The 25,283-nt window shown below is 70.0% G+C and carries 17 protein-coding genes; 6 read left to right on the top strand and 11 right to left on the bottom strand.

What is annotated here, in order from left to right:
- Positions 1–55 precede the first annotated feature (55 nt).
- Complete coding sequence (locus DFQ59_RS14860; protein WP_114280505.1) at positions 56–916, top strand: HAD-IIB family hydrolase; 861 nt, start codon at positions 56–58, stop codon at positions 914–916.
- Between the two features lie 46 nt (positions 917–962).
- Here the strand turns inward: DFQ59_RS14860 and DFQ59_RS14855 are convergent, their stop codons facing one another.
- The 3 genes from DFQ59_RS14855 to DFQ59_RS14845 all read right to left on the bottom strand — a co-directional run bounded on the left by DFQ59_RS14855 (position 963) and on the right by DFQ59_RS14845 (position 7,568).
- Positions 963–3,098, bottom strand: a complete 2,136-nt coding sequence (locus DFQ59_RS14855) for a carboxy terminal-processing peptidase (protein ID WP_114280553.1) — start codon at positions 3,096–3,098, stop codon at positions 963–965.
- Positions 3,099–3,348: 250 nt separating this feature from the next.
- A complete protein-coding gene (syd, locus tag DFQ59_RS19910) occupies positions 3,349–3,924 on the bottom strand; it encodes a SecY-interacting protein (RefSeq protein WP_170142178.1) in 576 nt (191 codons plus the stop codon).
- Positions 3,921–7,568, bottom strand: coding sequence for a hydantoinase B/oxoprolinase family protein (locus DFQ59_RS14845; protein WP_114280503.1), 3,648 nt, complete (start codon positions 7,566–7,568; stop codon positions 3,921–3,923). Before DFQ59_RS14845 ends, syd begins: the two co-directional genes overlap by 4 nt.
- Before the next feature lie 89 nt (positions 7,569–7,657).
- Between DFQ59_RS14845 and DFQ59_RS14840 the strand changes: the two genes are divergently transcribed.
- Positions 7,658–8,653 carry a nucleoside recognition domain-containing protein gene (locus DFQ59_RS14840; RefSeq protein WP_114280502.1) on the top strand — a complete coding sequence of 332 codons (996 nt, stop codon included), beginning with the start codon at positions 7,658–7,660 and terminating at the stop codon, positions 8,651–8,653.
- On the top strand, positions 8,650–9,957 hold the full coding sequence (locus DFQ59_RS14835; protein ID WP_114280501.1) for an MFS transporter: 1,308 nt from the start codon (positions 8,650–8,652) through the stop codon (positions 9,955–9,957). The genes DFQ59_RS14840 and DFQ59_RS14835 overlap by 4 nt, the downstream gene beginning before the upstream one ends.
- Positions 9,958–10,113: 156 nt before the next feature.
- On the opposite strand, the gene DFQ59_RS14830 is transcribed toward DFQ59_RS14835, so the two are convergent.
- Entirely contained in the window at positions 10,114–10,491 is a 378-nt protein-coding gene (locus DFQ59_RS14830; RefSeq protein WP_114280500.1) for a diacylglycerol kinase, read from the bottom strand.
- The gene (locus DFQ59_RS14825) at positions 10,488–12,338 is read right to left on the bottom strand and encodes a bifunctional lysophospholipid acyltransferase family protein/GNAT family N-acetyltransferase (RefSeq protein WP_147275262.1); all 1,851 of its coding nucleotides are present in this window, start codon (positions 12,336–12,338) and stop codon (positions 10,488–10,490) included. Before DFQ59_RS14825 ends, DFQ59_RS14830 begins: the two co-directional genes overlap by 4 nt.
- A 214-nt stretch (positions 12,339–12,552) precedes the next feature.
- On the opposite strand from DFQ59_RS14825, the gene DFQ59_RS14820 reads away from it, so the two are divergent.
- Positions 12,553–13,377 (top strand): UDP-2,3-diacylglucosamine diphosphatase, encoded by an 825-nt coding sequence (locus DFQ59_RS14820; RefSeq protein WP_114280498.1) that lies wholly within the window; start codon positions 12,553–12,555, stop codon positions 13,375–13,377.
- 9 nt (positions 13,378–13,386) lie between these two features.
- Here the strand turns inward: DFQ59_RS14820 and DFQ59_RS14815 are convergent, their stop codons facing one another.
- The gene (locus tag DFQ59_RS14815; protein WP_114280497.1) at positions 13,387–14,070 is read right to left on the bottom strand and encodes a DUF6639 family protein; all 684 of its coding nucleotides are present in this window, start codon (positions 14,068–14,070) and stop codon (positions 13,387–13,389) included.
- Positions 14,071–14,528: 458 nt separating this feature from the next.
- On the opposite strand from DFQ59_RS14815, the gene DFQ59_RS14810 reads away from it, so the two are divergent.
- Positions 14,529–15,128, top strand: coding sequence for a hypothetical protein (locus DFQ59_RS14810; RefSeq protein ID WP_114280496.1), 600 nt, complete (start codon positions 14,529–14,531; stop codon positions 15,126–15,128).
- A 397-nt stretch (positions 15,129–15,525) separates the two neighbouring features.
- On the opposite strand, the gene DFQ59_RS14805 is transcribed toward DFQ59_RS14810, so the two are convergent.
- A complete protein-coding gene (locus DFQ59_RS14805; RefSeq protein WP_114280495.1) occupies positions 15,526–16,389 on the bottom strand; it encodes a tetratricopeptide repeat protein in 864 nt (287 codons plus the stop codon).
- Positions 16,390–16,753: 364 nt separating this feature from the next.
- Positions 16,754–19,072, bottom strand: a complete 2,319-nt coding sequence (locus tag DFQ59_RS14800) for a Tex family protein (RefSeq protein WP_425451045.1) — start codon at positions 19,070–19,072, stop codon at positions 16,754–16,756.
- 209 nt (positions 19,073–19,281) lie between these two features.
- On the opposite strand from DFQ59_RS14800, the gene thrH reads away from it, so the two are divergent.
- On the top strand, positions 19,282–19,896 hold the full coding sequence (thrH, locus tag DFQ59_RS14795; RefSeq protein WP_114280493.1) for a bifunctional phosphoserine phosphatase/homoserine phosphotransferase ThrH: 615 nt from the start codon (positions 19,282–19,284) through the stop codon (positions 19,894–19,896).
- Between the two features lie 379 nt (positions 19,897–20,275).
- Here thrH and DFQ59_RS14790 read toward each other — a convergent pair whose 3' ends face one another.
- The 3 genes from DFQ59_RS14790 to fusA all read right to left on the bottom strand — a co-directional run bounded on the left by DFQ59_RS14790 (position 20,276) and on the right by fusA (position 25,182).
- Positions 20,276–22,528 (bottom strand): MltF family protein, encoded by a 2,253-nt coding sequence (locus DFQ59_RS14790; protein ID WP_114280492.1) that lies wholly within the window; start codon positions 22,526–22,528, stop codon positions 20,276–20,278.
- A gap of 223 nt (positions 22,529–22,751) precedes the next feature.
- The gene (locus DFQ59_RS14785) at positions 22,752–22,970 is read right to left on the bottom strand and encodes a hypothetical protein (RefSeq protein ID WP_114280491.1); all 219 of its coding nucleotides are present in this window, start codon (positions 22,968–22,970) and stop codon (positions 22,752–22,754) included.
- A 169-nt stretch (positions 22,971–23,139) separates the two neighbouring features.
- Complete coding sequence (gene fusA, locus DFQ59_RS14780) at positions 23,140–25,182, bottom strand: elongation factor G (protein WP_114280490.1); 2,043 nt, start codon at positions 25,180–25,182, stop codon at positions 23,140–23,142.
- Positions 25,183–25,283 lie beyond the last annotated feature (101 nt).

Here is a 25,283-nt window from a genome sequence, read left to right as displayed (position 1 = left end):
GGTTCCACTCGCGAGGGCGGGAGTCCGCCCGGCAACCCTGACGCGGAGTCGCGCCATGTCCGAACCTCTCCTGTTGTGCAGCGATCTGGATCGCACCCTCCTTCCCAACGGCAGCCAGCCCGAGTCACCCCTGGCCCGACCTTTGTTGCGGGCCCTGGCGCGGCGGCCGGAAGTGCGCATCGCCTATGTCAGCGGCCGCGACCTGGGGCTGCTCCGGGAAGCGATCCGGGACTACGACCTGCCGGCGCCCGATTTCGCCATCGGCGATGTGGGAACCACCCTCTATACCGTGGAGGGAGAGAGCTGGCGGCCATCGGCGGCCTGGGCGGAGGAGATTGCGCCGGATTGGAGCGGCCTGGGTCGGGAGGCGCTGGCGGAGTGCCTGGCCGAACTGGAGACCCTGACGCCGCAGGAGCCGGAGAAGCAGAACACCTTCAAGCTCAGCTACTACGCACCGGAGGATGAGGATCGGGACCTGCTCCTGGCGGAGATGCGCGAGCGACTGGAACCCCTCGGAATCCGCGCCAGCCTGATCTGGAGCATCGACGAGGAGGGCCGCACCGCACTGGTGGACGTGCTGCCGGCGGGGGCCACCAAGCTGCACGCGGTGCGGTTCCTGCACCGGCGACTCGGTATTCCCGAACGGCGGCTGGTCTTTGCCGGGGACAGCGGCAACGATCTCCCGGTGGTCACCAGCGGGGTACAGTCGGTGCTGGTGCGCAACGCCTTCCCGGATGTGGTGGCGGAGGCGCGCGGGAGCCTGGCGGCGCAGGGGCTGGAGGCGCGTCTGTATGTCGCGGAGGGCGGTTTTCTGGGACTCAACGGCAACTACAGCGCCGGTGTTCTGGAGGGGCTGGCCCACTTCCTGCCGGAAACGCGGGCCTGGCTGGCGGTTGCGCACGCCGGCCTGAAGTGAGCGCCCGGCGGCTGCGCAGGCAGCCGCCGGGGACGTCCGCCCGCGGTCAGTCGGGCAGGATGTCCTTGCCGTTGCCGGCTGTGCGCACCCGGGACGGCGGCACCTGCGCCAGTTCCACCAGGTCCGCGAGCACCCGGGCGGATTCCTGCAGCACCACGTCCAGGCGCGGATCCTCCTTCTTCTCCTCCTCCACCACCGCGTTCTCCTCGGTCCACTCCTCCGGCTCGGAGTCCCGGGGCGGGAGGCCGACGACGGCGCGCAGGCGGTTCTCACGGGCCAGGCGCTCCTGCTTGCGGGCTTCCTGCTCCGCGCGCCGGTGTTTCTCGTTCAGGGTGACGGTCTTGACGGCTTCCAGCTCACGCTGCCGGTCCCGGGCCTCGGCCAGCAGGCGGAACGCCTCGCTGGACTCCACGCGCGACTGGTGGCGCAGTCGCACGGCCTCGGTGAGCTGCGGACCGATCGTCTCGGCGTGGTAGCGGACCGGGCGGACCTCCGCCCAGGGCAGGGCGTTGTCGTTGCCGCTCTCCCGCTCGTCATCGTCCACGGCGATGACGGGCATGGGGATGTCCGGCATGACGCCCCGGTGCTGGGTGCTGCTGCCGCTGACGCGGAAGAACTGCGCCACGGTCACCTTCAGCTGGCCGAGTCCCTCGCCGGGAGGATCCATCATGCGATCCAGGTCGATGATGCTCTGCACCGTGCCCTTGCCGTAGGTGGGCTCGCCGATGACCAGCCCCCGCCGGTAGTCCTGGATGGCGCCGGCGAAGATCTCCGAGGCCGAGGCGCTGTGGCCGTCCACCAGTACCGCCAGCGGTCCCGAGTAGGCCACTCCGGGGTCGGGATCCTTCTCCACCTCGATCCGGCCGCCGGCGTCGCGGACCTGGACCACCGGCCCCTCGGGTATGAACAGCCCGGTGAGCTCGGTGGCCTCCACCAGCGATCCCCCGCCGTTGCCGCGCAGGTCCATGATGATGCCGTCCACCCCTTCGGCCTGCAGCTCCCCGATCAGTCGGCGCACGTCGCGGCTGGTGCTGCGGTAGTCCTGGTCGCCCCGGGCGCGGGCCTCGAAATCGAGATAGAAGGCGGGCAGGTCGATGACACCCACTTTCAGGGCCTCCGCGCCGGTGTTGACCTCGATGACCGATTTCTGCGCCGCCTGCTCCTCCAGGACGATGCGGTTGCGGACCAGGCCGATGGTGCGGGCCGGGCCGTCGGGGCCGGTATCCTTGGGCAGCACCTGCAGGCGCACCTGGGTGTTCTTGGGGCCGCGGATCAGGTCCACGACGTCGTCCAGGCGCCAGCCCACCACGTCCACCATCTCCTCGGCGGCGCCCTGGCCCACGCCGGTGATGCGATCGCCCGGGTGCAGCTGTCCGCACTTGTCCGCCGGTCCGCCGGGGACGATGCGACGGACCAGGGTGTATTCGTTCTCGTTCTGCAGCACCGCGCCGATGCCCTCCAGGGACAGGCTCATGTTGATGCGGAAATTCTCCGAGGTGCGCGGTGAGAAATAGCTGGTATGGGGCTCCACCGCCGCGGTATAGGCGTTCATGAAGCGCTGGAAGACGTCCCCGGCGTTGATCTGGGCGGTACGGGTCTCGAGCCGGCGGTAGCGCTTGCGCAGGGTTTCACGGATCTCCGCGTCGGCCTTGCCGGCCAGGCGCAGGCCGAGGAAGTCGTTCTTCACCCGCTGGCGCCAGAGGGCATCGAGCTCCGCGCGGTCGCGGGCCCACGGGGCGTCGCTGCGGTCGAAGCGGTAGCTCTCCTCCATATCGAAGTCGAACTCCTCCTGCAGCAGCGCGCAGGCCTGGTCCACGCGCTGCCTGAGCCGTTCACGGAAGATTTCGAACATGATGTAGGCCGGATAGAGGTCGGCCCGCAGCAGGCTGTCGTCCAGTTCGGTGCGGTACTTCTCGAACGCCGCGATGTCCTCCGCCAGGAAGTAGCTGCGGTTGGGATCGAGGCTCTCCAGGTAGCGATCCAGCATCGCCGCCGAGATCCGGTCGTCCAGCGGTGTTCGCCGGTAGTGGTACTTGGACATCAGGTGAGTGATGAGGACCGCCGCCTGCTGCTGGGTCTGCGTGGGAGCGAGATAGGCGTCCGCCGCCACCGAGGCCCGGGGCGGGGTGGCGGTGATCAGCAGCAGGGCGGTCAGGAGCGCCCGGAAGATGAAGTTGGTCATGTACCGCATAGGCTGGCAGGCGTCTGGCATGGCGGCCGGGCGCCGGTGGCGTCGGCCGGGTGGAAACGGTGGTGCTCCTATCGCACGGGCGGCCGCAGGGTAGCGGCCGTCGCGCTGGCAGGTTCCGGTCGGCGCCCGGCGAGCGGGCGCCGACCGCAACACTGCCAATACTATCACCATGCAACGGCCTGGGGTCAGGACCGTTACACATTTTCAAATCAACGATTTGACCGGTGCGGGCGGGATTGGTTCAGTGCCGGTCGGCATCCCCGGCGCCCACGTCCGGCTCCAGCTGCTCCAGGAAGGTGGCCAGGTCCGGGGCGAGGGTGCGCCCGGAGGGGCGCGCGGGACGCTCCAGCACCACGCTGCCGTCGTCGTTGCGCAGGCTGAGGATCAGTTCCGGGTCCTCGGTGCAGGCGAAGAACAGGGTCAGCGGGAGACGGGCGCGGCGCCTGGCCAGGGCATGTCCCAGCAGGTTCTCCACCAGGCGCTCGAAGTCGGCGGGGTTCCAGAGCTGGATGAGATCCAGTCCCCCTTCGGCATGGCGGGCGGGGAGATGACCGGACCAGAAGCGGCCGTAGTAGGCCTTGAGCGCCGGGTGGACGGGGGTTTCCAGGGCCGTCTCCAGGCCGCTCCAGTCCAGTGCCGAGGACTGGGCCACCGGCCGCCAGTAGACGAAGCCGTGCCAGTCGGGCTCCCCCTGCTCGCAGGGAGAGGGCCAGTCGGGATCGTGCTCCGCCTCGGGCAGGCTGCCGTGGCGGGCCAGCCAGGCGCTGATGAAACGCTCGGCGTAGGCTTCGAGCAGCGTCCCGGTGTCGCGGCTCACGGGTTCGCCTCCGGTGCGCCGTAACCGCCGCCGCCCGGCGTTTCGATGACCAGGGTGTCGCCGGGCTCCATCTCCAGCCGGACGCAGCCGGGAAGCTCCTCCCGCCGGCCGTCGGCACGCTCCACGGCGTTGCGCCCGCAGGCGCCCGGGGCACCGCCCGCCAGGCCGTAGGGCGGCACCCGCCGGCGGCCGGTGAGGAGGGCGGCGGTCATCGGCTCGCGGAAGCGCAGCCGCCGCACCACTCCGTCGCCGCCCGGGTGCCGCCCCCGGCCGCCGGAACCCGCGCGCAGGGCGAAGGCGTCCAGCAGCACCGGGAAGCGCCACTCCAGCACCTCCGGGTCGGTGAGCCGGGAGTTGGTCATGTGGGTATGGACAGCGGCGGCGCCGGCGAAACCGGGCCCCGCGCCGGCCCCGCCGCAGAGGGTCTCGTAGTACTGGTGGCTGGCGTTGCCGAAGGTGAGGTTGTTCATGGTGCCCTGGCTGGCCGCCATCACCCCCAGCGCCCCGAACAGGGCGTCCACCACGCACTGGGAGGTCTCCACGTTGCCCGCCACCACCGCCGCCGGGTAGGCGGGGTTGAGCAGGCAGGCCTCGGGGATCAGCACCTCCAGCGGCTTCAGGCAGCCGGCATTGAGCGGGATGGCGTCCTGCACCAGGCAGCGGAAGACGTAGAGCACCGCGGCCTTGGTGACCGCCACCGGGGCGTTGAAGTTGCCCGGATGCTGGGGGCTGGTGCCGGTGAAATCCACCCGCGCCGTGCGCCCGGCGCGGTCGACGGTGATCGCCACCCGGATGGTGCTGCCGTCGTCCATGGCGCAGCTGAACCGGCCGTCATGGAGCACGTCCAGCACCCGGCGCACGCTTTCCTCGGCATTGTCCTGCACGTGGCCCATGTAGGCCTGCACCGCCTCGAGCCCGAAGTGGCCGACCATGCGCGCCAGCTCCTGCGCCCCCTTCTCGCAGGCGGCCAGCTGGGCCTTCAGGTCGGCGAGATTCTGGTCCGGGCTGCGGGCCGGCCAGGGGCCCGAGGCCAGCAACTCCCGCATCTCCGCCTCGAGGAGGCGGCCGCGGGAGACCAGCAGGCTCGGGTCGATGAGGATGCCCTCCTCGAGCACGCTGCGGCTCTCCGGCGGCATGGAGCCGGGGGTGATGCCGCCGATGTCGGCGTGATGGCCGCGGGCGGCGACGTAGAACAGCGGCGGGCCGCCCGCTGCGGCGCCGAATACCGGCCGCACCACGGTGACATCGGGCAGGTGGGTGCCGCCGTTGTAGGGCGCGTTGAGCACGTAGGCGTCGCCCGGGCCCATGCGCCCGCCGAAGGTGCGGATGACGCTCTTGATGCTCTCGCTCATGGAACCCAGGTGCACCGGCACGTGGGGGGCGTTGGCGATGAGCTCGCCCGCACCGTCGAAGAGCGCGCAGGAGAAGTCGCGCCGCTCCTTGATATTCACCGAGTGGGCGGTCTTCTCCAGCACCGCGCCCATCTGCTCGGCGATGGACATGAACAGGTTGTTGAAGATCTCCAGCAGCACCGGGTCCACCCGGGTGCCGATGGCCACCCGCGCGGGCAGCGGCACCACCCGGGTCAGCAGCAGGTCGCCGCGGGGGGTCAGCTCGCCCTCCCAGCCGGGCTCCACCACGGTGGTGGCGGTGGGCTCCACCACGATGGCCGGGCCCGCCAGCCGGTCCCCGGGCCGGAGCCGCCCGCGGTCGTGGACCGGGGTCTGCAGCGTCTCGCCGTCGAAGACCGCGGCGACCGTTTCCAGGGGCGCCAGCGCCTCCGGCCCGCGTCCGCCCGCGGCCGGAGTCGCCGGTCCGGTGACCGCCTCGCCGCCGCCGGCCGCCTCCACCTGGAGCGCTTCCACCACGACGGCCTTCTCGGGGCTCGCGAAGCCGTACTGGCGCCGGTGGGCGCGCTCGAACCCGGCCTGGATCGCGGGCAGGTCGGCGAACTCCACCAGCAGTGAGCTGTCGGAGCCGGCGTAGCGCAGGTGCAGCCGGCGCACCGCCCGGATCGCCTCCGGCGCCACCCCCTGCCCGGCCAGCTCCGCCTCCGCGGCGGCGGCCAGCCGGTCCAGCTCCGCCGCCAGCACGGGCAGCAGGTTCCGGGTGAGCTCCGCCTCCACCGCCTGCTCCTTCAGCACCCGCAGGTCCGCCAGCCCCATGCCGTAGGCGGAGAGCACCCCGGCGAAGGGGTGCAGCAGCACCCGCTTCATGCCCAGGGCGTCGGCCACCCGGCAGGCGTGCTGGCCGCCGGCGCCGCCGAAGCAGTTGAGCAGGTAGCCGCTGACGTCGTGGCCGCGGGCCACGGAGATCTGCTTGATGGCCAGCGCCATGTTCTCCACGGCGATGGCCAGGAATCCCTCTGCCACCTCCTCGGGGGTGCGCGCCTCGCCGGTGGCCGCGCCGATCTCCGCGGCCAGGGCGGTGAAGCGCTCGCGCACCACCGCTCCGTCCAGGGGCTGGTCGGCCGCCGGACCGAAGACCCGCGGGAAGTGGGCCGGCTGCAGGCGCCCCAGCATCACGTTGCAGTCGGTCACCGTGAGCGGGCCGCCGCGGCGGTAGCAGGCGGGCCCGGGCGCGGCGCCGGCGGAGTCGGGTCCCACCCGGAAGCGGCTGCCGTCGAAGTGGAGGATGGAGCCGCCGCCGGCGGCCACGGTATGGATCTGCATCATCGGCGCCCGCAGCCGCACGCCCGCCACCTCGGTCTCGAAGGCGCGCTCGTACTCACCGTCGTAGTGGCTGACATCGGTGGAGGTGCCGCCCATGTCGAAGCCGATGACCCGGCGCTGGCCGGCCAGCCCGGCGGTGCGCGCCATCCCCACCACGCCGCCGGCGGGGCCGGAGAGGATGGCGTCCTTGCCCTGGAAGCGGTGGGCGTCGGTGAGCCCGCCGTGGGACTGCATGAACAGCAGCCGGGCATCGCCCAGCTCGGCCGCCACCCGCTCCACGTAGCGGCGCAGGATGGGGGAGAGGTAGGCGTCCACCACGGTGGTGTCGCCGCGGCTCACCAGCTTCATCAGCGGGCTCACCTCGTGGCTGACCGAGACCTGGGGAAAGCCGATTTCGCGCGCCATGCCCGCCACCGCCGCCTCGTGGGCGGGGTAGCGGTAGCCGTGCATGAAGACGATGGCGAGAGCGCGGAAACCCCGGGCGAAGAGGTCCTCCAGCGCCGCGCGGGTGCCGCCGGCGTCCAGCTCCAGCAGGATCTCGCCCTCGGCGCTCACGCGCTCGTCCACCTCCACCACCTCCCGATAGAGCATCTCCGGCAGGCGGATGGCCAGGGCGAAGAGATCCGGGCGGTTCTGGTAGCCGATGCGGAGCGCATCGCGGAAGCCGCGGGTGGTCACCAGCGCCGTGGGCTCGCCCTTGCGCTCCAGCAGCGCGTTGGTGGCCACCGTGGTGCCCATCTTCACCGCCGCGATGCGCGCGGACGGAATGGGCGCATCATCGGCCACACCCAGCAGCTCGCGGATTCCCTGGAGCGCCGCGTCCCGGTAGCGCTCCGGGTTCTCGGACAGCAGCTTGCGGGTGTGCAGCCGGCCCTCGGGGTCGCGGGCCACCACGTCGGTGAAGGTGCCGCCGCGGTCGATCCAGAACTGCCAGCGGCCCGCGGGCGGGGCGGCGGGGTCGTGTGCCGTCATGAGGGATGAGAGTCCGGACTCGGGTTGTGTGTCAGGCGGGTATCAGGACTGTCATAATAACAACTCGAGCCCCGCATCCGAACCCGCCCATGTCCGCCCTGACCGACTTCCTCCATCGGCTCCTGCGCGATGCCGTGCGCATCAGCTGGACCCTGTTCCGGATCATGGTGCCGGTGATCGTGGCGGTGAAGGTGCTGGAGGAGCTGGGGGCCGTGGTCCTGCTCTCGCGGCTGCTGGAGCCGGTGATGGCCTGGGTGGGCCTGCCGGGCGGCATGGGTCTGGTCTGGGCCACGGCCATGGCCACCAATCTCTACGGCGGCATCGTGGTGTTCGCCGCCCTGGCCGACACCACGCCGCTGAGCGTGGCCCAGGTGACCGTCCTCACGGGGATGATGCTCATCGCCCACAGCCTGCCGGTGGAGCTGCGGGTGGCGCAGCAGGCGGGCGCCCGGCTGCGGGCGATGCTCCTGCTGCGGGTGGGCGGGGCGCTGCTGTTCGGCATGGTCATGAACCTGCTCTATACCCGCGGCGGCTGGCTGCAGGCGCCCGCCGTCCTGCCGTGGCGGCCGGAACCCGCGGCGGCGGGCTGGGTGGCCTGGGCGCTCGGCGAGCTGCAGGGGCTCGCCCTCATCTTCGTGGTGGTGGTGGGGCTGCTCTTGACCCTGCGGGTGCTCGAGCGCATCGGCGTCATCCGTCTCGTCAACCGCCTGCTGCGGCCGCTGCTGCGGCTGCTCGGCATCGGCGAACAGGCCATGACCCTGACCCTGGTGGGCATGACCCTGGGCATCTCCTACGGCGGCGGGCTGCTCATCGCCGAGAGCCGCGCCGGGCACGTGAGCCGCTTCGACGTGCTCTACGCCATGAGCCTGCTGGGGCTGTGCCACAGTCTCATCGAGGACACCCTGCTGATGCTGCTGTTGGGCGGGCACCTGTCGGGCATTCTCTGGGCCCGGCTCGCCTTCGCCCTGGTGGCGGTGTTTCTGCTGGTGCGGCTGGTGGGCCGGCTGCCGCTGGGCTTCGTGGACCGCCACCTGGTCCGCAACCCGGCGGCGGGACGCCCCCTGGCGGCGGAGGAGGGACGTTGAAACCGGATCTGGATCGGCTCTACGACTACGTGACCGGCGACGAGGACGCCCGGGTCTGCCGGGACATCCCGGAGGCGGCCTGCCGGCACCAGCCGCGCAACTTCTTCGCTTACCTGCTGGCCAACCTGCTCAACAAGGTGGCCGACGAGATCACTTCCGCCAAGCTGGTGCTGCCCTGGATGCTGGGGGCGCTGGGGGCGCCCGTGGCCCTGACCGGCTTCCTGGTGCCCATCCGCGAGGCCGGGGTCCTGCTGCCGCAGCTGGCGGTGGCCGCCGCGGTGCGCCACCGCCCCCGGCGCAGGGGTGTGTGGCTGCTGGGCGGGGCCCTGTCGGGCCTCGCGCTCGCGGGCATGGCGTTCGTGGCGGGGACGCTCGAGGGGGCCGCGGCGGGCTGGGCGGTGCTCGCGCTGCTGGTGATCTTCAGCCTGGCGCGGGGACTGTGCTCGGTGGCGGCCAAGGATGTGCTCGGCAAGACCGTCTCCAAGAGCCGCCGCGGTGCGCTGATGGGCACCAGCGCGGGCCTGGGCGGGGTGGCGGTGCTGCTCGTGGGCCTGGCGCTGGGGGCCACCGACCTTGCCGCGGCGGGCGGCGGCGTGTTCGTGGCGCTGCTGCTGGGGGCGGCGCTGCTGTGGGGGCTGGCGCTGGCCTCCTTCGCCGCCATCGTCGAGGAGCCGGGCGCCACGGAGGGCGGGGGCAACGCCTTCGGAGTGGCGCTGCAGCACCTGGCCCTGCTGCGCACGGACGCGGGATTCCGCGGCTTCGTCTGGACCCGCATTCTCCTGCTCAGCGTGGCGCTGGCGCCGCCCTACTACATCCTGCTCGCCCAGGCCCACACCGGCGGCGGGGTGCAGGGGCTGGGCTGGCTGGTGGTGGCCGCCGGACTGGGCGCCAGCATCAGCTCCCCGTTCTGGGGCCGGATGGGGGACCGCTCCAGCCGCACGGTGATGGCCCTGGCCGCCGGCGGCGCCGGGGTGCTGGGCCTGGTCACGGTGGCGGCCAGCTGGCTGGAGCTGCCGGGCATCGACTCCCCCTGGCCCTGGGCGGCGGCCATCCTGCTGCTCACCGTGCTGCATTCCGGCGTGCGGCTGGGGCGCAAGGTCTACCTGGTGGACATGGCCACGGCGGAGAACCGCGCCGCCCTGGTGGCGGTTTCCAACACCGTCATCGGCGTGGCCATGCTGCTGGCGGGCGCCATCGGCGTGGCGGGCAATCGCATCGGGGCGGTCGGCCTGCTGCTGCTCCTGTCGCTGCTGGCCTTCCTGGCCGCCTGGCGCGCCCGGTACCTGCCCGAGGTCTCGGGCTGAGCCACCCTTCACCGCGCGGGCGTTGCCGCAACCCGCGCTTTCGGCTCTACAAGCAGCCACGCATTCACGCTGACGGGTGATGCGTTGGGAGTGATGGGACGATCGGCATCACGCACTCACGCACTCACGCACTCACGCATTCACGCACTCACGCACTCACGCCCACAACAGCGGCAGTCCCAGCACCAGTCCCCATACCAGCGCCACGTTGAGCAGGGCGGTCAGGACCGCCGCCGAGCCGATGTCCTTGGCCCGCGCCGAGAGGGGATGGCGATCCAGCCCCACCCGGTCGATGGCCGCCTCCACGGCGGTGTTCAGCAGCTCCACGATGAGCACCAGCACCAGGCAACCCACCAGCAGCGCCTTTTCCAGCGGGGTGGCGCCGAGCCAGAGCCCGAGCGGGGCGAGCAGGGCGCACAGGACGACTTCCTGGCGGAAGGCCGCCTCGTGGCGCCAGGTGGTGCGGAAGCCGGCGAGCGAGTAGCCCAGCGCCCGCGCCACCCGGCCCAGGTCGGAGATGCGATCGTTGTTCATGCCGCCCGGCCGGTCCGGTCCGGGCCGAGGCCGTGGTGGGCGAGGAAGGACGCCGCCGCCTCCCGGCCCATGTAGCGGGCCAGCACCCTGGGATCGGCCCGGCGCAGATCCATCATGATGAGTCCGTCGAGGGCGTCGTTGAAGGCCGGGTCCACGTTGAAGGCGAGCAGCTGGCCGCCCATCTTCAGGTACTGGCGCAGCAGGACCGGCACCCCCTTGCGATCCGGCTCCAGGCTCGCGACCAGCTCGCCCACCGCCTCCAGGTCTCCCGGTGCCTGGGATCCTGCGGCCGTCAGGCTGTCGCGGCCGGCGCGGAAGGGCCGGCGCGGGCGGACCAGGCGGGCGTGGTCGGGCAGCAGGGTGTTGGCGCTGAGGAAGTCCACCAGCAGCCGCTGGGAGACGCTCTGGTAGGCGTTGCTGATGGAGACCGGCCCGAACAGGGTGGTGTAGCGGGGGTTGCGGGCAATCAGCGCGCCGATGCCCTTCCACAGCAGCATCAGCGCCGAGTAGCTCTTCTGGTACTCGGCGCGGACGAAGGAGCGGCCCAGCTCGATGGCCGGGTTGATCCGCTCCAGCAGCGTGCGGCGGTAGCGGAACAGCGTGTGGGAATAGAGCCCCTGCCGGCCATGCCGCGCCAGGATGGTGTCGGCGAACCCCAGCCGGTAGGCACCCACCACTTCCCCCGCCGCCGCGTTCCAGATGAACAGGTGGGTGTAGTAGCGGTCGTGGACATCGAGATCCTCGGGGCGGCCGGTCCCCTCTCCGGTGGCGCGGAAGGTGAGCTCCCGCAGCCGCCCGAGCTCGTGCAGCAGGTTGGGTATCTGGTGGGCCAGGGCGGCATAGACGTGGAACTCTCCGCTGCGCAACAGCAGGCACTCCGCCGGCAGGGCCGCGACGTCGCCGGCCAGGCGGGCCGGATCGACCGGCCTGGCGAGCGGTGCGGGGGCGGAGCCGCGCACTGGATGCAGGCGCCGCCGGTCCCGGTCCGCCGTTGCGCCGAGCAGGTAGGTGCGCAGCCGCAGCTGGGCGGTACAGGCCGTGTCGTCGCCGAAGGCCGCCAGCCGCGCCGGCTCGACGGGCTGGCCCACGCTGATGGTGATGGTCTTGCGGCACTTGTTCACCAGCTCGCGGGGCAGCAGGGCGGTGCGCAGGTGCGGATGCACGAGCCCCAGGGCCTGGAACAGCCAGCTGTTGGCCCCGTGGAAGTAGACAGGCAGCACCGGCGCGCCGGTGCGGCGGGCCAGCTTGGCGGCATGGTCGCTCCATGCCGGATCAGTGATGACCCGTCGGCGCAGGTGCACATGGGAGACTTCCCCGGCCGGAAAGATCACGAGGCAGCCGCCGGCCTGCAGGGTCTTCAGCCCTTCCCGCAGGGGCGACAGGTTGCGTTGCCGCGCGGCGGGGCCGCCGAAGGGATCCACGCCGAGGAACAGATCACGCAGCTCGGGGATGCGCCGCAGCAGCCCGTTGGCCATGATGCGGACATCCTTCCGGACGCCGCGCAGCAGCAGCGCCAGGAGCATGCCTTCGATGCCGCCGAAGGGGTGGTTGGCCACCACCACCAGCGGGCCGCTGCGGGGCACGGCGTCCAGCCCCCCGCCGGTGACCCGGTAGTCCACCTGGAACCGCTCCAGGGCGCGGGCCAGGAACTCCGTGTCGCTGCGGGTGGAGGGCAGCTCCGCGTACCAGCGATCCAGCCTCTGCAACGCCAGCAGCCGCTCCAGCGGCGGCTGGATCAGGCGGGTGAGGGAATGGGGCAGGTGCCGATCGATGAGCCCGTCCAGGGAGAAGGGGCGGGGCGCGCTGTAGCGGGTGCGGGGCGCGGGAGTGCCTGACTGCCATTGCATGCCATCCACCTCGTGTGTGATCGCGGTCTGGATGGACACGGACTCTATGAGCCGGCTGTTACAGCGCGGTGAAGCGGATATTGCCGGGATGCGACACAAACCGGGTCTGGCGCGGACGGTGGCGATTTCCTCAAAGTTTCATGGAACGTTCACCCTGGTTTCACGCCGGTCCGGCACATTGGGCCCGGGAACCAGCCGCCATGAGGCCTCCGGCATGAACCGAGAGAGATACCGCGCCATCTTCATCTCCGACCTCCACCTCGGGGCACGGGATGCACAGTCCCGCTTCCTGCTCGATTTTCTCAACCAGACCGATTCCGACCATCTCTACCTGGTGGGGGACATCATCGACCTGTGGAAACTCAGGCGTGGCTGGTACTGGCCGCAGATCAACAACGACATCGTGCGTTGCGTGCTGGACAAGGCCAGGCAGGGGACGAGCGTCGTGTACGTGCCCGGCAACCACGACGAGCTGCTCCGCGACTACGTGGGCATGGAGTTCAACGGTGTGCGGCTGGCGGCCGACTGGGTGCACGAGACGGCGGACGGCAGGCGGCTGCTGGTGCTGCACGGAGACGAGTTCGACAGCGTGGTGAAGCACAACCGCTGGCTGGCCCACATCGGCAGCTGGGCCTACGACCTGCTGCTGGTGGCGAACCGCTGGTACAACCACCTGCGCCGGCGTCTCGGTTTCGACTACTGGTCGCTGTCGGCCTTTCTCAAGCACTCGGTCAAGGAGGCGGTCAACTACATCGGCAGCTTCGAGGACGCGGTGGCCCGCGAGGCCGCCCGCCGGAATGTGGATGGACTGGTCTGCGGCCACATCCACAAGGCGGCCATCGACGACAGTCATGGCGTCCTCTATCTCAACAGCGGCGACTGGGTGGAGAGCTGCACGGCCCTGGTGGAGGACGCCGAGGGCGGTTTCCGCATCCTGCAGTGGGCCAACGCCGGGGCCCTGGATCGGCTGGCCAGCGAGCGGGCGCGGCCCGTGGATGCCGGCGCCAGCGAGGAGGAAGGCGTCCTGGCCGCCGACTGAAGCTGCACACTACGGCACCGGCCGCAGGCCGGGGGAGCGGGTCAACAGGTGCCGGTAGAAGGCGGCGCCATGGCCGGGTTGCCGGAAGTGACGCCACGCCTTGACCGCGAACACTTCGGGGCCGAGGGCGTGGAGCAGGGCGGTGATCTCCGCCTCGCGGGCGAAGGGGGGCTGGTCGAAGCGGGAGAGAACGCGCTCGAGCAGCGGCGGCGGCAGCGTCCCCAGCTGGACGGTGAAGGCGATGTACTCCTGGCCCGCCACGTCGTGCAGGGCGTCCTCCCCGTTGAACCGCGCCACCAGGTGCGCCACCTCGTGCACGATGATGCTGCGGTAGAGCGCCGGGTCCAGCTCCAGGCCGAACAGGCGCCCGCCGCCCCGGCGGCGGCAGGCGGCGGGACTCAGCACCTCGATGCGGATGCCGCGCCGGTCGTAGGAGCCAAATGTCCGGGGCACGCCCGGTTCCTCGACCACCTCGACGAGGAACGCCAGGTCGGTCTCGAATCCGTGCGCCGCCATGAACCCCAGGGCATCCCCCACCGCGGCACAGACCGCTTCGGCAACGGGCGGCCCGGCGTGGATTACGCTGACCCTCGAGTCGGCGCAGTGGCTGACAGCGGCTTCGGCAAACCAGGGTGCCAGGCCGGCCGAGAGGAAGAGCTGCACCAGCACCAGCAGCAGCCGGAAACGGGTCATGGGGGTGCACTCCGTTCCGCATTCCCCCGTGCGGGGGCGTTCTGTCATTCCCTATAGCCCAGCCGCAGCGTCCTGTACATGCGCAGACGGTGTTTTCCGCCTCCTCCTGGTGCGGGGCCGCCCCCTCCTGGTGCGCGTTCAGCGCCGGGGGCGTGGTTCGCGGAATTGAAACACCAGGTAAAACAGGCGGATGAATCGAAATCATGGGGGTGGTGCGTTGCTTGCAGGACTTCCAGCGTCCCGCGACGGGATTTTTCACCGGGGAAGAGGCGGATGGAACGCTATCTCAAGCGGATGTTCTGGGTTCTGACGATCGGCGCCGGCGTGCTGCTGCTGAACGGCATCGCGATCCTGTCCGGCATCATTCCAGCCGGCGGCTGACGCCCGGGCCGGGCCCGGGGGATCCGCTCCCCGCCACTCTGCTATGATCCGGCCAGTCCTCCTGCTCCCGGCCGGTCATGAAACGAACCCTCGCCGCCCTGCTCATCGTCCTCTCCCTGAGCCCTGCCGCGCGGGCCCAGGACTTCGACATGGGCGGCAGTTTCGCCTGGATGCTCGAGGCCATGATGGAAGCCATGGTGACCTTCATGGACCGCATGCGCGATCCCGTGGGCGGTTACGGCGGCAGCCCCTGGGGTGGCGCTCCCGGCTTCTCCAACCCCTGGAGCAGTCCCTGGTCGTCCGTCTCTCCCTGGGCACCGGGAGCCGGAGGTTTCCCCGGCTATGGTGGCGGGCCCTGGGGCGGAGGGGGCAATCCCTGGGCCGGTCCCGGCGGCGCGGCCAACTACATGCCCAAGCTCAACGGCGCCTGGTACGGCGCCGACGGCAGCCTGCTGTACATCCAGGCGGACCGGTTCCAGCTCGGCGCCAGCGGCGGTGGCGTGGTGCGCGGCGCCATCAGCTACCTGCCCAACGGCTTCATCGACCTGCGCCCCGCGGGCGGGCGCGTCATGCGCTACGAATACGCCGTCATCGACGACTTCCTCCTCCTGCGCGACGCCGGCGGCCAGCCGGTCCTGTTCCACCGCATCCCGGAGGCCTATCTCCGCGGCTGGTGATTGCCGGGATTTTATCCGCAGATTACGCGGATGACGCAGATTGGTTATGGAAACCGGGGGCCCGTCGACAATCCTGCGTTTCTGGCGTCTGAAATATTCAGGATATAAACCGTAGATTTACGTTTATTGACGTTGATTTCACCAAGGGGCTCCCTCTCCGGTTGGCGTGAACAGCGGATACGGACGCCATCTCACCACCCATGGAATCAGTCCATGCCCTCATTTTTTAATCAACGAAAATAAGCGTAAATCTGCGGTTGAAGATCGACGGCCTTGCAAAAAGTAAGGCGGGGGACTGTCGACGGGCTTCTCAACCGGGAGAGAAACCATCTGCGTAATCCGCGTAATCTGCGGATAACCAAAACAACCCATCCGTGTGAACCACGGCGGGTCCGGGCTACTCCAGGCCGTCGAGCATGCGGCCGCGCCAGGCCTTGACGCGGGGATCGTCGTTGCCGAGCAGGCGGAAGATGGCGGACAGGCCGCGGACGACGGCGCCGTCGCGGTAGGTGCGGTCGCGGCGCAGGATCTCCAGCAGCTGATCCACCGCCGCGTCGTAGTCATCGGCAGCCAGGCGGACGGCGGCGAGGCGGTAGCGGTGCTCGCAGTCCCCGGGTTCGGCCGCCACCCGCTCCAGCAGCGTCTCCAGCGGCGGCGCGTCCTGGGCGGCGAGGAGGAAGCCGAGGTGGGCCAGCAGCTGGCTCGCCTCGCCGCCCCAGGCGCTGCGGGGCAGGGCGTTCAGGCGCGCCTCGGCCTCGGCGTACTGTCCCTCGCGGATGCGCAGCTTGGCATGGGTGAGGGGAATGCGGGGATTGTCCGGGTCGGCGGCCGCGGCGCGGTCCATGAGCTCGAACGCGGCGGCGCTGTCGCCGGCCTGGTAGAGCTTCAGCGCCTCCACCAGCAATTGGTCGGAGTCCCGCGGCACATAGCGGTCGATGAGGCGGCGGAAGGCCTTGGCATGATCGAAGCCGTGCACCGTCTCCACCACCTCGCCGCGGTGGTATATCTTCACCGTCGGCACACTCCCCACGCCCACGTCCCGCGCCACCCGCTGCTCCCGGTCCACGTTCACGTTCACCAGCAGGAAGCGGCCCTGGTAGGCGCGCGCCAGCTCCTCCAGCACGGGCCAGAGGCGCAGGCAGGGGCCGGCGCCGGGGGACCAGAAGTTCACCACCACCGGTCCCTTGTGGGAGTTGCGGATGACCGCGTCGCCGAAGTTGGCGGCGGTGCCGTCGAGGATGTAGGCGGGTGAGCTGCTCATGGAGGTGAACCTTAGCGCAAACCCGCGCCGGTTACAGCAGACGGGCGGTGGTGTTTTTTCGTTCCCGCGGGGCCGCGGGCGAAGGTGACGCCGGCGGGTTCAATCAGCCAGGGCCCGGGGGCGCTGGCGGCGTTGCGGGGAGCTCTCCCCGCCGGTTCTCGAACAGGCTTGCCATCAGCGGCCGACGACGGTCCCCGCCCGCTCCGCTCCCGGGCGCCCTCCCGCTCGAGTTGCCGCACCATCCGCGGATCGCCCGACCGAGCCTCTTGGGTCCGGTTTCGCCGTAGCCGTGGCCGCCCGCCGGATGTCGATTCCATGCCGGGCCCGCCTCCCGGCGTCAGTGGCATGGCGCACCGTCCGGCGGCTACTTGCCGGCCTTGGCGAACGCTTCGGCGAATGCCCCGGCCATGGCTCCGGCCGGCGCCTGGGGCGCCTCCCGCCGGCCGCCGCCGCGGTCCTGCTTCTTCCCGCCGCGGCCCCGGGCGGGACTGTCGCTCCGCTCCGGCCGGCTACGCTCAGGCGCATCGTCGAGGCGCATGGTCAGGCCGATGCGCTTGCGCTTCAGGTCCACCTCCATCACCTTGACCTTCACCAGGTCGCCGGCCTTCACCACCTCGTGGGGATCCTTGACGAAGCGGTTGGCCAGGTTGGAGATGTGCACCAGCCCGTCCTGGTGGACACCCACGTCCACGAAGGCGCCGAAGTTGGTGACGTTGGTCACCACGCCCTCCAGCACCATGCCCGCCTCCAGGTCCTTCATCGCCTCCACACCCTCGCGGAAGGCGGCGGTGCGGAACTCGGGGCGTGGGTCGCGGCCCGGCTTCTCCAGCTCCCCCAGGATGTCGGTGACGGTGGGCAGGCCGAAGCGCTCGTCGGTGAAGCGGCGGGGATCGAGCTGCTGCAGAAACGCCGAGTCGCCGATGATGGCGCGGATTTCGCGCCCGGTCTGTTCCTGGATCCGGCGCACCACCGGATAGGCCTCGGGGTGGACGGCGGAGGCGTCGAGAGGGTCCTCTCCACCCATGATGCGCAGGAAGCCCGCGGCCTGCTCGAAGGTCTTCTCGCCCAGGCGCGGCACCCGCTTCAGCGCGGCGCGGCCGGGGAAGGGGCCGTGCTCGTTGCGGAAGGCGACGATATTCTCCGCCAGTCCGGCGGACAGGCCTGAGACCCGCGCCAGCAGGGCGGGGGACGCGGTGTTCACGTCCACGCCGACGGCGTTCACGCAGTCCTCCACCACCGCGTCCAGGGCCCGGGCCAGCTTCACCTGGCTGACGTCGTGCTGGTACTGGCCCACGCCGATGGACTTGGGGTCGATCTTCACCAGCTCCGCCAGGGGATCCTGCAGGCGACGGCCGATGGAGACGGCGCCGCGCAGGGAGACGTCGAGCCCGGGCAGCTCGCGGGAGGCCAGCTCCGAGGCGGAGTAGACCGAGGCGCCGGCCTCGCTCACCACCAGCTTCAGCAAGCGCAGCTCCGGGTGGCGTTGCATCAGGTCGAGCACCAGGCGGTCGGTTTCCCGCGAGGCGGTACCGTTGCCGATGGAGACCAGTTCCACCCCGTGCGCCGCGCAGTGGCGGGCCAGGGTATTGATGGTGGCGTCCCACTGGTTCCTGGGCGCGTGGGGGTAGACCGTATCGGTGGCCACCACCTTGCCGGTGGTGTCCACCACCGCCACCTTCACCCCCGTGCGCAGGCCCGGGTCCAGGGCGAGTGTGGGGCGCGGGCCCGCCGGCGCGGCCAGCAGCAGGTCGTGGAGATTGCGGGCGAAGACCTTGATGGCCTCTTCCTCGGCGTGCTCGCGCAGCTGTCCCATCAGCTCCAGCTCAAGGCTGAGGGAGATCTTCACCTTCCAGGCCCAGCGCACCGTGTCCCGCAGCCAGCCGTCGGCGGGGCGGCCGCGATCGCTCACCCCCGCGTGGGAGGCGATCAGCGCCTCGCAGGGGTGCGTGCCGTCGGGGTTCTCCGCCACCGCCAGCTCCAGCAGCAGCACGCCCTCGTTGCGGCCGCGGAACAGCGCCAGGGCGCGGTGGGAGGGCAGGGTACGGATCGGTTCGGCGGCGTCGAAGTAATCGGCGAACTTGGCGCCTTCCTCGCGCTTGCCCTCGGCCACGCGGGAGCGCACCTCGCCCCGCTCCCACAGGTATTCGCGCAGGGTGCCCAGCAGGTCGGCGTTCTCGGCGAAGCGCTCCATCAGGATCTGGCGGGCCCCGTCCAGGGCGGCCTTGGTGTCGGCGACCCCCTTCTCCGCATCCACGTAGCCGGCCGCGGCGCGCTCCGGGTCCAGCGAGGGGTCCTCCAGCAGCGCCAGCGCCAGCGGCTCCAGGCCGGCCTCGCGGGCTATCTGGGCCTTGGTGCGGCGCTTGGGCCGGTAGGGGAGGTAGAGGTCCTCCAGGCGGGTCTTGGTGTCGGCTTCCAGGAGCGAGCGCTGCAGCTCGTCGGTGAGGTGGCCCTGCTCCTCCACGCTTTTCAGGATGACCGCACGGCGGTCCTCCAGTTCGCGCAGGTAGGCCAGCCGTTCCTCCAGCAGGCGCAGCTGGATGTCGTCGAGCCCGCCGGTGGCCTCCTTGCGGTAGCGGGCGATGAAGGGCACGGTGGCGCCCTCGTCCAGAAGACCGACGGCGGCGGTGACCTGGTTTTCCCGGGCCGAGAGCTCCTCGGCCAGTCTGCGGATGATGCTGGGCAGGGATGACATCTCTGGTTCTCGATTCCTGTTCTGCGACCGGGGGCGTTTGGGAAGGGGTCAACCATAACCGTCTCCGGGGGTGGCTGGGAAGCTTGCGCGGCGGTGGAAAATGTGCCGCTGCTCTCCCTTGCCTTGCCCCTGCAAAAAAGGTACGTTTGCCGGCCGTCAAACACCGAGAACCGGCGCCCTGTGTCCGGCGAGGAAATCCCATGGAAATCGCATGTCTCGACCTGGAAGGGGTCCTGGTACCCGAGATCTGGATCAACTTCGCCGAGCGCACCGGTATCGACGCCCTGCGCGCCACCACCCGGGACATCCCCGACTACGATGTGCTCATGCGCCAGCGGCTGCGCCTGCTCGATGAGCACGGCCTGAAGCTGGCCGACATCCAGGCGGTGATCGACGAGATGGGTCCCCTGCCCGGTGCGCGCGGGTTCCTGGACTGGCTGCGCGAGCATTTCCAGGTGGTGATACTGTCCGACACCTTCTACGAGTTCGCCGCGCCGCTGATGCGCCAGCTCGGTTGGCCGACACTGCTCTGCCACCGCCTGGAGGTGGACGGGGAGGGCCGGGTGAGCGACTACGTCCTGCGCCAGCCGGACCAGAAACGGCAGGCGGTGGAGGCCTTCCAGGGGTTGAACTACCGCGTCATCGCGGCCGGCGACTCCTACAACGACACCGCCATGCTGGGCGCCGCCGAGGCCGGAATCCTGTTCTGCCCGCCCCCCAACGTCATCGAGGAGTTTCCCCAGTTCCCCGTGACCACCGACTACGACGGGCTGCGCGCCGCCTTCTGCGCGGCGAGCAACCGCGAACTGGCCTGATGCGGACCCTACCCCGGCCTGAAGGCCGGAGATCCGACCCGGGTTTTTCTCGCCAAGATCGCCAAGAGCGCCAAGGTTCGAAATGATCAGGACCTTATGAATGGAGCATCGAGCATCGTCTTGGACGAGGACCGCTGCGGTACTGAAACCGTCAGTCCCTTGTTTTCCTGGCGTTCTTCGCGTCTTGGCGAGAGCCATATGAAATATCGGGGCTGCTAGGAGCCTGTCGGACTTGAGCGATCGTAGCGAGCCGAGTGGGAGAGCGAGGACAGATGGGGCCGATTTTGAGGCGCATAGTGGGTCTATGTAACGAAAAATCGGCCCCATATGGGCCGCTGTCCCGCCGGCGCAGTAGATCAGTCTCAAGTCCGACAGGCTCCTAGGGTCCCGCCGCGGACTCCTTCGCTCCATCCTCCGCCGCGGCGGCCGAGCGCAGCATGCGCCGGTCCTGCCCATCATCCTCGTTCCCGTTCCCGTTCCCGTTGGCGCGGGCGTCGTTGCTCTCCCTGATCGCGGCCAGATTGCGGGTGGCCTCCACGTAGGCGTCGTAGCGGTTGCGGATCTCCCGCACGTAGTGCACCGTCTGGTTGCAGCGGCAGTAGCCGTGCTCGGCCTCGCGGGCGTAGCGATCGAGGGTGAGCAGGCCCATGGCCTTTTCCACGTTGCCGCTCCAGCGATCCGGGTCCAGGTCCAGCTTTCGGGCCAGGCGGCGGGCATCGGCCACGTGGCCGTAGCCGGCGTTGTAGGCCGCCAGGGCCAGCCAGGTCCGCTCGGCGAGGGGGATGCCCGGATCGAAGCGCTGGCGCAGCAGGGCCAGGTAGCGGACCCCGGCGCGAATGGAGCTGGCCGGATCGGTGGGCTCGTCGTGGCCGAGTTCGGTCGCGGTGCGTGGCATCAGCTGCATCAATCCCTGCGCCCCCATCCAGGACTCGGCTTCCGGGTCGAAACGGCTCTCCTGGTACATCTGCGCCACGATGAGACGCCAGTCGAAGCCATAGTCCTCGGCGTGCTGGCGGATGACATCGTCCCAGGGTGACAGCACCCCGCTGCGGGCCGTGCGGAACTCCACGTGGCGGCGCACCTTGTGGGGATCGCGGAAGTACTTCCGGTAGAGGATGTTGTAGTCCCGCCCGCGGTAGGTCCTGGCGATGAAGTCGTTGACCGCGGCCAGGAGCTTCGGCGCCTGCCGGTGCACCACCCAGCCGTGGGGAACCGGCTCGCCGAGGACCAGGTCGGCCTTCACGTCGTCACGCCAGGTGAGTTCGATGTCGAGGATGTCGCTGTCGGCCACGGTCAGGTCGTAGACCGTCTCCGCCACCTGGCCGATGATCCATTCCGTCTCCTGCTCCTCCGGAGCGGGCCGCAGGCGCACCGGCACCCCCTGCTCCTGGATCCTCTTGATCGTCTCCCAGTAGGAGCTGCTGGGGCGCACCACCACGTCCCGGCCGGCGAGATCGTCGACAGAGCGCAGCGGCAGCTCCGCGGCCCGCGACACCAGGGTTTCGGACACCTCGTTGTAGGGGCGGGAGAAGGCGATGTCGGGGATGTTCCGCCGCTCGTCGGTGATGGTCAGCGAGGCGGCGATGAGATCGCCGCGGCCCTGCTGCAGCCAGGGGATGAGATCCTCGCGGCTGGGTGGGATCACCATTTCCACCCGCAGTCCGCGGCTCTTGGCGAATGCGCTGACCAGCTCGTATTCGAACCCGAGACGTTCGCCGCGCAGGATGAAGTAGGTGGCGGGATTGTTGCGCGTCAGTACGCGCAGGACCCCCCGCTTCTTCAGCCCGTCCAGGTCCTCGGTGTAGGTCTCCGGCTGTTCGGCCAGGCGGTTGGCATAGATGAACTGGTCCAGGGCTTCGCGCAGCGCCGGGGCATCGGGACGTACCGCCCAGGCCGTGGGGCGCTCGTCGCCGAGGAAAAAGGCGGCGGCGAGCTGCGGGCGGGTGGGCAGCACCTCCCGGCCCAGGCGTGCGGGGATGACGGTGGCGTCGTAGAAGCCGTCGGCCACCTGGTCGAGCGTCTTCACCAGGGTCTGGCTTTCGGGAAGCGCGGCCAGGGTGAGCCCGGGTATCTCCTCCTGCAGCAGCTCAAGCCGCTGCCAGGCCGCGGTGCCGGGGTGCAGGGCGACGGTCCGGTTGTGCAGGTCGGGGGTGCCGGCGATGTCCGCCCGATCAGCGCCCCGGACCACCACCTGTTCGCGTACCACGCCCAGCGGCACGGTGAACGCCACCTTCCGCTTGCGCTCGGGGGTGATGATCAGGCTGGTGCCGATGAGATCGCCGGCCCCGGCCAGGAGTTGCGGAATCAGGTCGTCGCGGGTCTCGGTGTAGACCCAGCGGATGTCGACCCCGAGCCCGATCGCGAACTCGGTGATGAAGGACTGTCCGGGGCGCGGCGTGTCCGCGGGCAGGACCTGGTCCAGGTAGTGGCGCGGCAGGAGGACCCGCAGTTCGCCGCGCTTCAGGATGGCGGCGAGATCGCCTCCGGGAACGAGATCGATGGCACGCCCGGTGTCCGCCTCGTCGGAGCACGCCGACAGGAGGAGAGCCAGCAGCCACAGCAGTGCCAGCCAGCCTTGCCCGGAGCCTCGGGCTGTCGCGCGACGGGGGGTTGTGGCGGTCGTGACGGGCAAGCGTGGCGTTCTCCGGCAGCAGACGACGCACTGCCGGGGAAACTTAGCACGAACCGGACGGGATAGGCACGATCAGGGTAGGGAATTGGGACGGCTGCGCCGGTGGCGCCGGACCCGCCGCAGGATGCGTGCGGTGGGGCGGGATCGCACCCGCCCGCGGTGCGGCCGGGACGCGATCGGCTGGCTGCGGGGAAAACCGCGGCTTTCCCCCGGGGCACGGCCGTCAGTCGTCGCCCATGGGGATGTACTCCCGCTCCGTGGTGAGCAGCCGCTCGGCCTCCTCGGTGTCCTTGGCGAAGATGACCTTCACCACGTAGTCGGCATCGGTGGGCTTCTGCGCGCGCAGATCGCGGGCCCGCTGCCGGGCCTCCCGGTAGCCGCTGAAAGTCTCCACCAGGGTGCATCTCTTGTCGGTGGTCACGTTGTAGACGAAGTAGGGCATGATCTTCCGCTCTCCGGTTGGCGGGAGCCGGCAGGTCAGCCGCCGGCGTGTGGGACGCAGGCCATTATAGGAAGCCCTGGCGGTCATTCAACCCGCCGCCTTTCCCGGCTTTTCCCGTCCTCGGCCGCCGGGCGCGGGGCTCGTGCCCGGCGGCGCGTGGCTGTCCCGTTCAATCCTCCTGCGGCTGGAACTCGGCCATCAGCCGCTGCTGGATGTCGAAGGGCACGGGATCGTAGTGGCTCAGCTCCATGGTGTAGCTGCCCTGCCCACCGGTCACCGATTTCAGCTCGGTCTGGTAATCGCCCAGCTCCGCCAGCGGGGCCATGCCGTGGATGACCGCCTGGCCGTCGCTGATGGTGTCGGTGCTGTTGACCCGCCCGCGCTTGGAGGAGAGCCCGCCGGCGATGGCGCCGATGGCCGAGTCCGGCGTGGTGATGTGGATGTTCACCATCGGCTCCAGCACCACCGGCCGGGCCTGCTTCACCGCCTCCTGGAAGGCCTTCTTGCCGGCGGTGACGAAGGCCACCTCCTTGGAGTCGACGGGGTGGTACTTGCCGTCGTAGACCGTCACTTCCAGGTCGTGCAGCGCGTAGCCGGCGATGATGCCGGTTTCCAGGGCCTGGCGGATGCCCTTTTCCACGGCGGGGATCAGGTTGGTGGGGATGGCGCCGCCCACCACCGCATTGACGAAGCGGAAACCCTCGCCACGCTCCAGCGGCCGGACCCGCAGGAAGACCTCGCCGAACTGTCCCGCGCCGCCGGTCTGCTTCTTGTGCCGGTAGTGGCCCTCGGAGGCGGCGGTGATGGTTTCGCGGTAGGCGATGCGCGGCGTGCGGGTGTCCACCTCCACGTTGAAGCGATCCCGCATCCGTTCCAGGGCGATGCGCAGGTGCAGCTCGCCGAGGCCGCGGATCACCGTTTCGTTGGTGACGCTGTTGTGCTCGACCCGGAAGCAGGGATCCTCCTCCGAGAGCTTGTGCAGGGCGTCGGAGAGCTTCTGCTCGTCGCCGCGCCGGGTCGGCTCGATGGCCAGGCCGTACATGGGCTCCGGGAACTCCAGCGGCTTGAGATGGATGAGATCCTCGTCGTGGGAGTCATGCAGCACCGCATCGAAGTGGATGTCGTCCACCTTCGTCACCGCGCAGATGTCGCCGGGGATGCCGCGCTCCATCTCCCGCAGCTCCTTGCCGAAGGGGCGATACAGGTGTCCCGCCTTGAACGGCTTGCGCCCGTCGCCGATGAACATCTGGCTGTTGGGGGTGATGGTGCCCTGGTGGATGCGGAAGGTCGCCACCTTGCCCATGAACGGGTCCATGGTGACCTTGAACACGTGGGCCACCACGTGCCGGTCGGGGTCGGGTACGGTGGTGAAGGGCGCGGCCGCCTCGTCCCAGCCCTTGACGAACGGACGGGGATTGCCCTCCAGGGGGTTGGGCATCAGTTCCACGAACAGCTGCTGCAGGGCGTCCAGCCCGGCGCCGGTCGTGGCCGATACGAATGCGACCGGAACCAGGTGCCCCTCCCGTAGCGCCTTCTCGAACGGCTCGTGGAGCTGGTCCGGGGAGAGATCCTGGCCCTGTTCCAGGTAGAGCGCCATGAGGTCCTCGTCCACCTCCACCACCTGGTCGATGATGGCGGTGTGGGCCTCGGCCACGGAGGAGAAGGCGCTCTCGCCGTCGGGATTGAAGAAACAGTCCACCACGCTGCCATGACCGGGCGCGGGCAGGTTGATGGGCAGGCACTCGGCGCCGAATGAATCGCGCAGGTGATCCATCAGGCCCGCCAGGTCGACGCCGGGGGCGTCGATCTGGTTCACGATGATCATGCGGCAGAGCCTGCGCTCGGCGGCGTAGTTCATCACCCGCCGGGTCATGGGCTCGATGCCGACCTGGGCGTTCACCACCACCGCGATGGTCTCGACGGCCGGCAGGACGCTCTTGGTCCGGCCGAGGAAGTCGAGGAAGCCGGGCGTGTCGATGATGTTGATGTGGTAGCCGCCGGAATCGAAGCTGGCGACCGCCGAATCGATGGAGTGGCCGAGCGTCTTCTCCTGGGGCGAGCTGTCGGAGACGGTGGTGCCCTTGCTCACGTTCCCCGGGGCTTCAATGGCCCCGAAACGGTGCAGCAGGGCTTCGGCGAGGGTGGTTTTTCCGCTGCCGCTGTGGCCCAGCAGGGCGATGTTGCGGATGTTTTCAGTGGTGTAGCCGGGCATGGTTCCCTCCCAAGTAGGGTCCGGATCATTCTCCGAAACTGACAGGAGTATAACTCGACGGCCACCGCCTTCGGCTTTGACGTGGATCAGACGCGCGGCAA

Origin of the sequence: Thioalbus denitrificans, assembly GCF_003337735.1 — a bacterium.
Lineage (GTDB): Bacteria > Pseudomonadota > Gammaproteobacteria > DSM-26407 > DSM-26407 > Thioalbus > Thioalbus denitrificans.
This window is presented reverse-complemented; position numbering and strand designations above follow the sequence as displayed.

What these genes read in the sequence shown, in the direction of transcription:
- DFQ59_RS14860 (WP_114280505.1), top strand. Translation starts at nt 56, where the DNA reads ATGTCCGAACCTCTCCTGTTGTGCAGCGATCTGGATCGCACCCTCCTT.
- DFQ59_RS14855 (WP_114280553.1), bottom strand. Translation starts at nt 3,098, where the DNA reads ATGACCAACTTCATCTTCCGGGCGCTCCTGACCGCCCTGCTGCTGATC.
- DFQ59_RS14845 (WP_114280503.1), bottom strand. Translation starts at nt 7,568, where the DNA reads ATGACGGCACACGACCCCGCCGCCCCGCCCGCGGGCCGCTGGCAGTTC.
- DFQ59_RS14840 (WP_114280502.1), top strand. Translation starts at nt 7,658, where the DNA reads ATGTCCGCCCTGACCGACTTCCTCCATCGGCTCCTGCGCGATGCCGTG.
- DFQ59_RS14830 (WP_114280500.1), bottom strand. Translation starts at nt 10,491, where the DNA reads ATGAACAACGATCGCATCTCCGACCTGGGCCGGGTGGCGCGGGCGCTG.
- DFQ59_RS14825 (WP_147275262.1), bottom strand. Translation starts at nt 12,338, where the DNA reads ATGCAATGGCAGTCAGGCACTCCCGCGCCCCGCACCCGCTACAGCGCG.
- DFQ59_RS14820 (WP_114280498.1), top strand. Translation starts at nt 12,553, where the DNA reads ATGAACCGAGAGAGATACCGCGCCATCTTCATCTCCGACCTCCACCTC.
- DFQ59_RS14815 (WP_114280497.1), bottom strand. Translation starts at nt 14,070, where the DNA reads ATGACCCGTTTCCGGCTGCTGCTGGTGCTGGTGCAGCTCTTCCTCTCG.
- DFQ59_RS14810 (WP_114280496.1), top strand. Translation starts at nt 14,529, where the DNA reads ATGAAACGAACCCTCGCCGCCCTGCTCATCGTCCTCTCCCTGAGCCCT.
- DFQ59_RS14805 (WP_114280495.1), bottom strand. Translation starts at nt 16,389, where the DNA reads ATGAGCAGCTCACCCGCCTACATCCTCGACGGCACCGCCGCCAACTTC.
- thrH (WP_114280493.1), top strand. Translation starts at nt 19,282, where the DNA reads ATGGAAATCGCATGTCTCGACCTGGAAGGGGTCCTGGTACCCGAGATC.
- DFQ59_RS14785 (WP_114280491.1), bottom strand. Translation starts at nt 22,970, where the DNA reads ATGCCCTACTTCGTCTACAACGTGACCACCGACAAGAGATGCACCCTG.
- fusA (WP_114280490.1), bottom strand. Translation starts at nt 25,182, where the DNA reads ATGCCCGGCTACACCACTGAAAACATCCGCAACATCGCCCTGCTGGGC.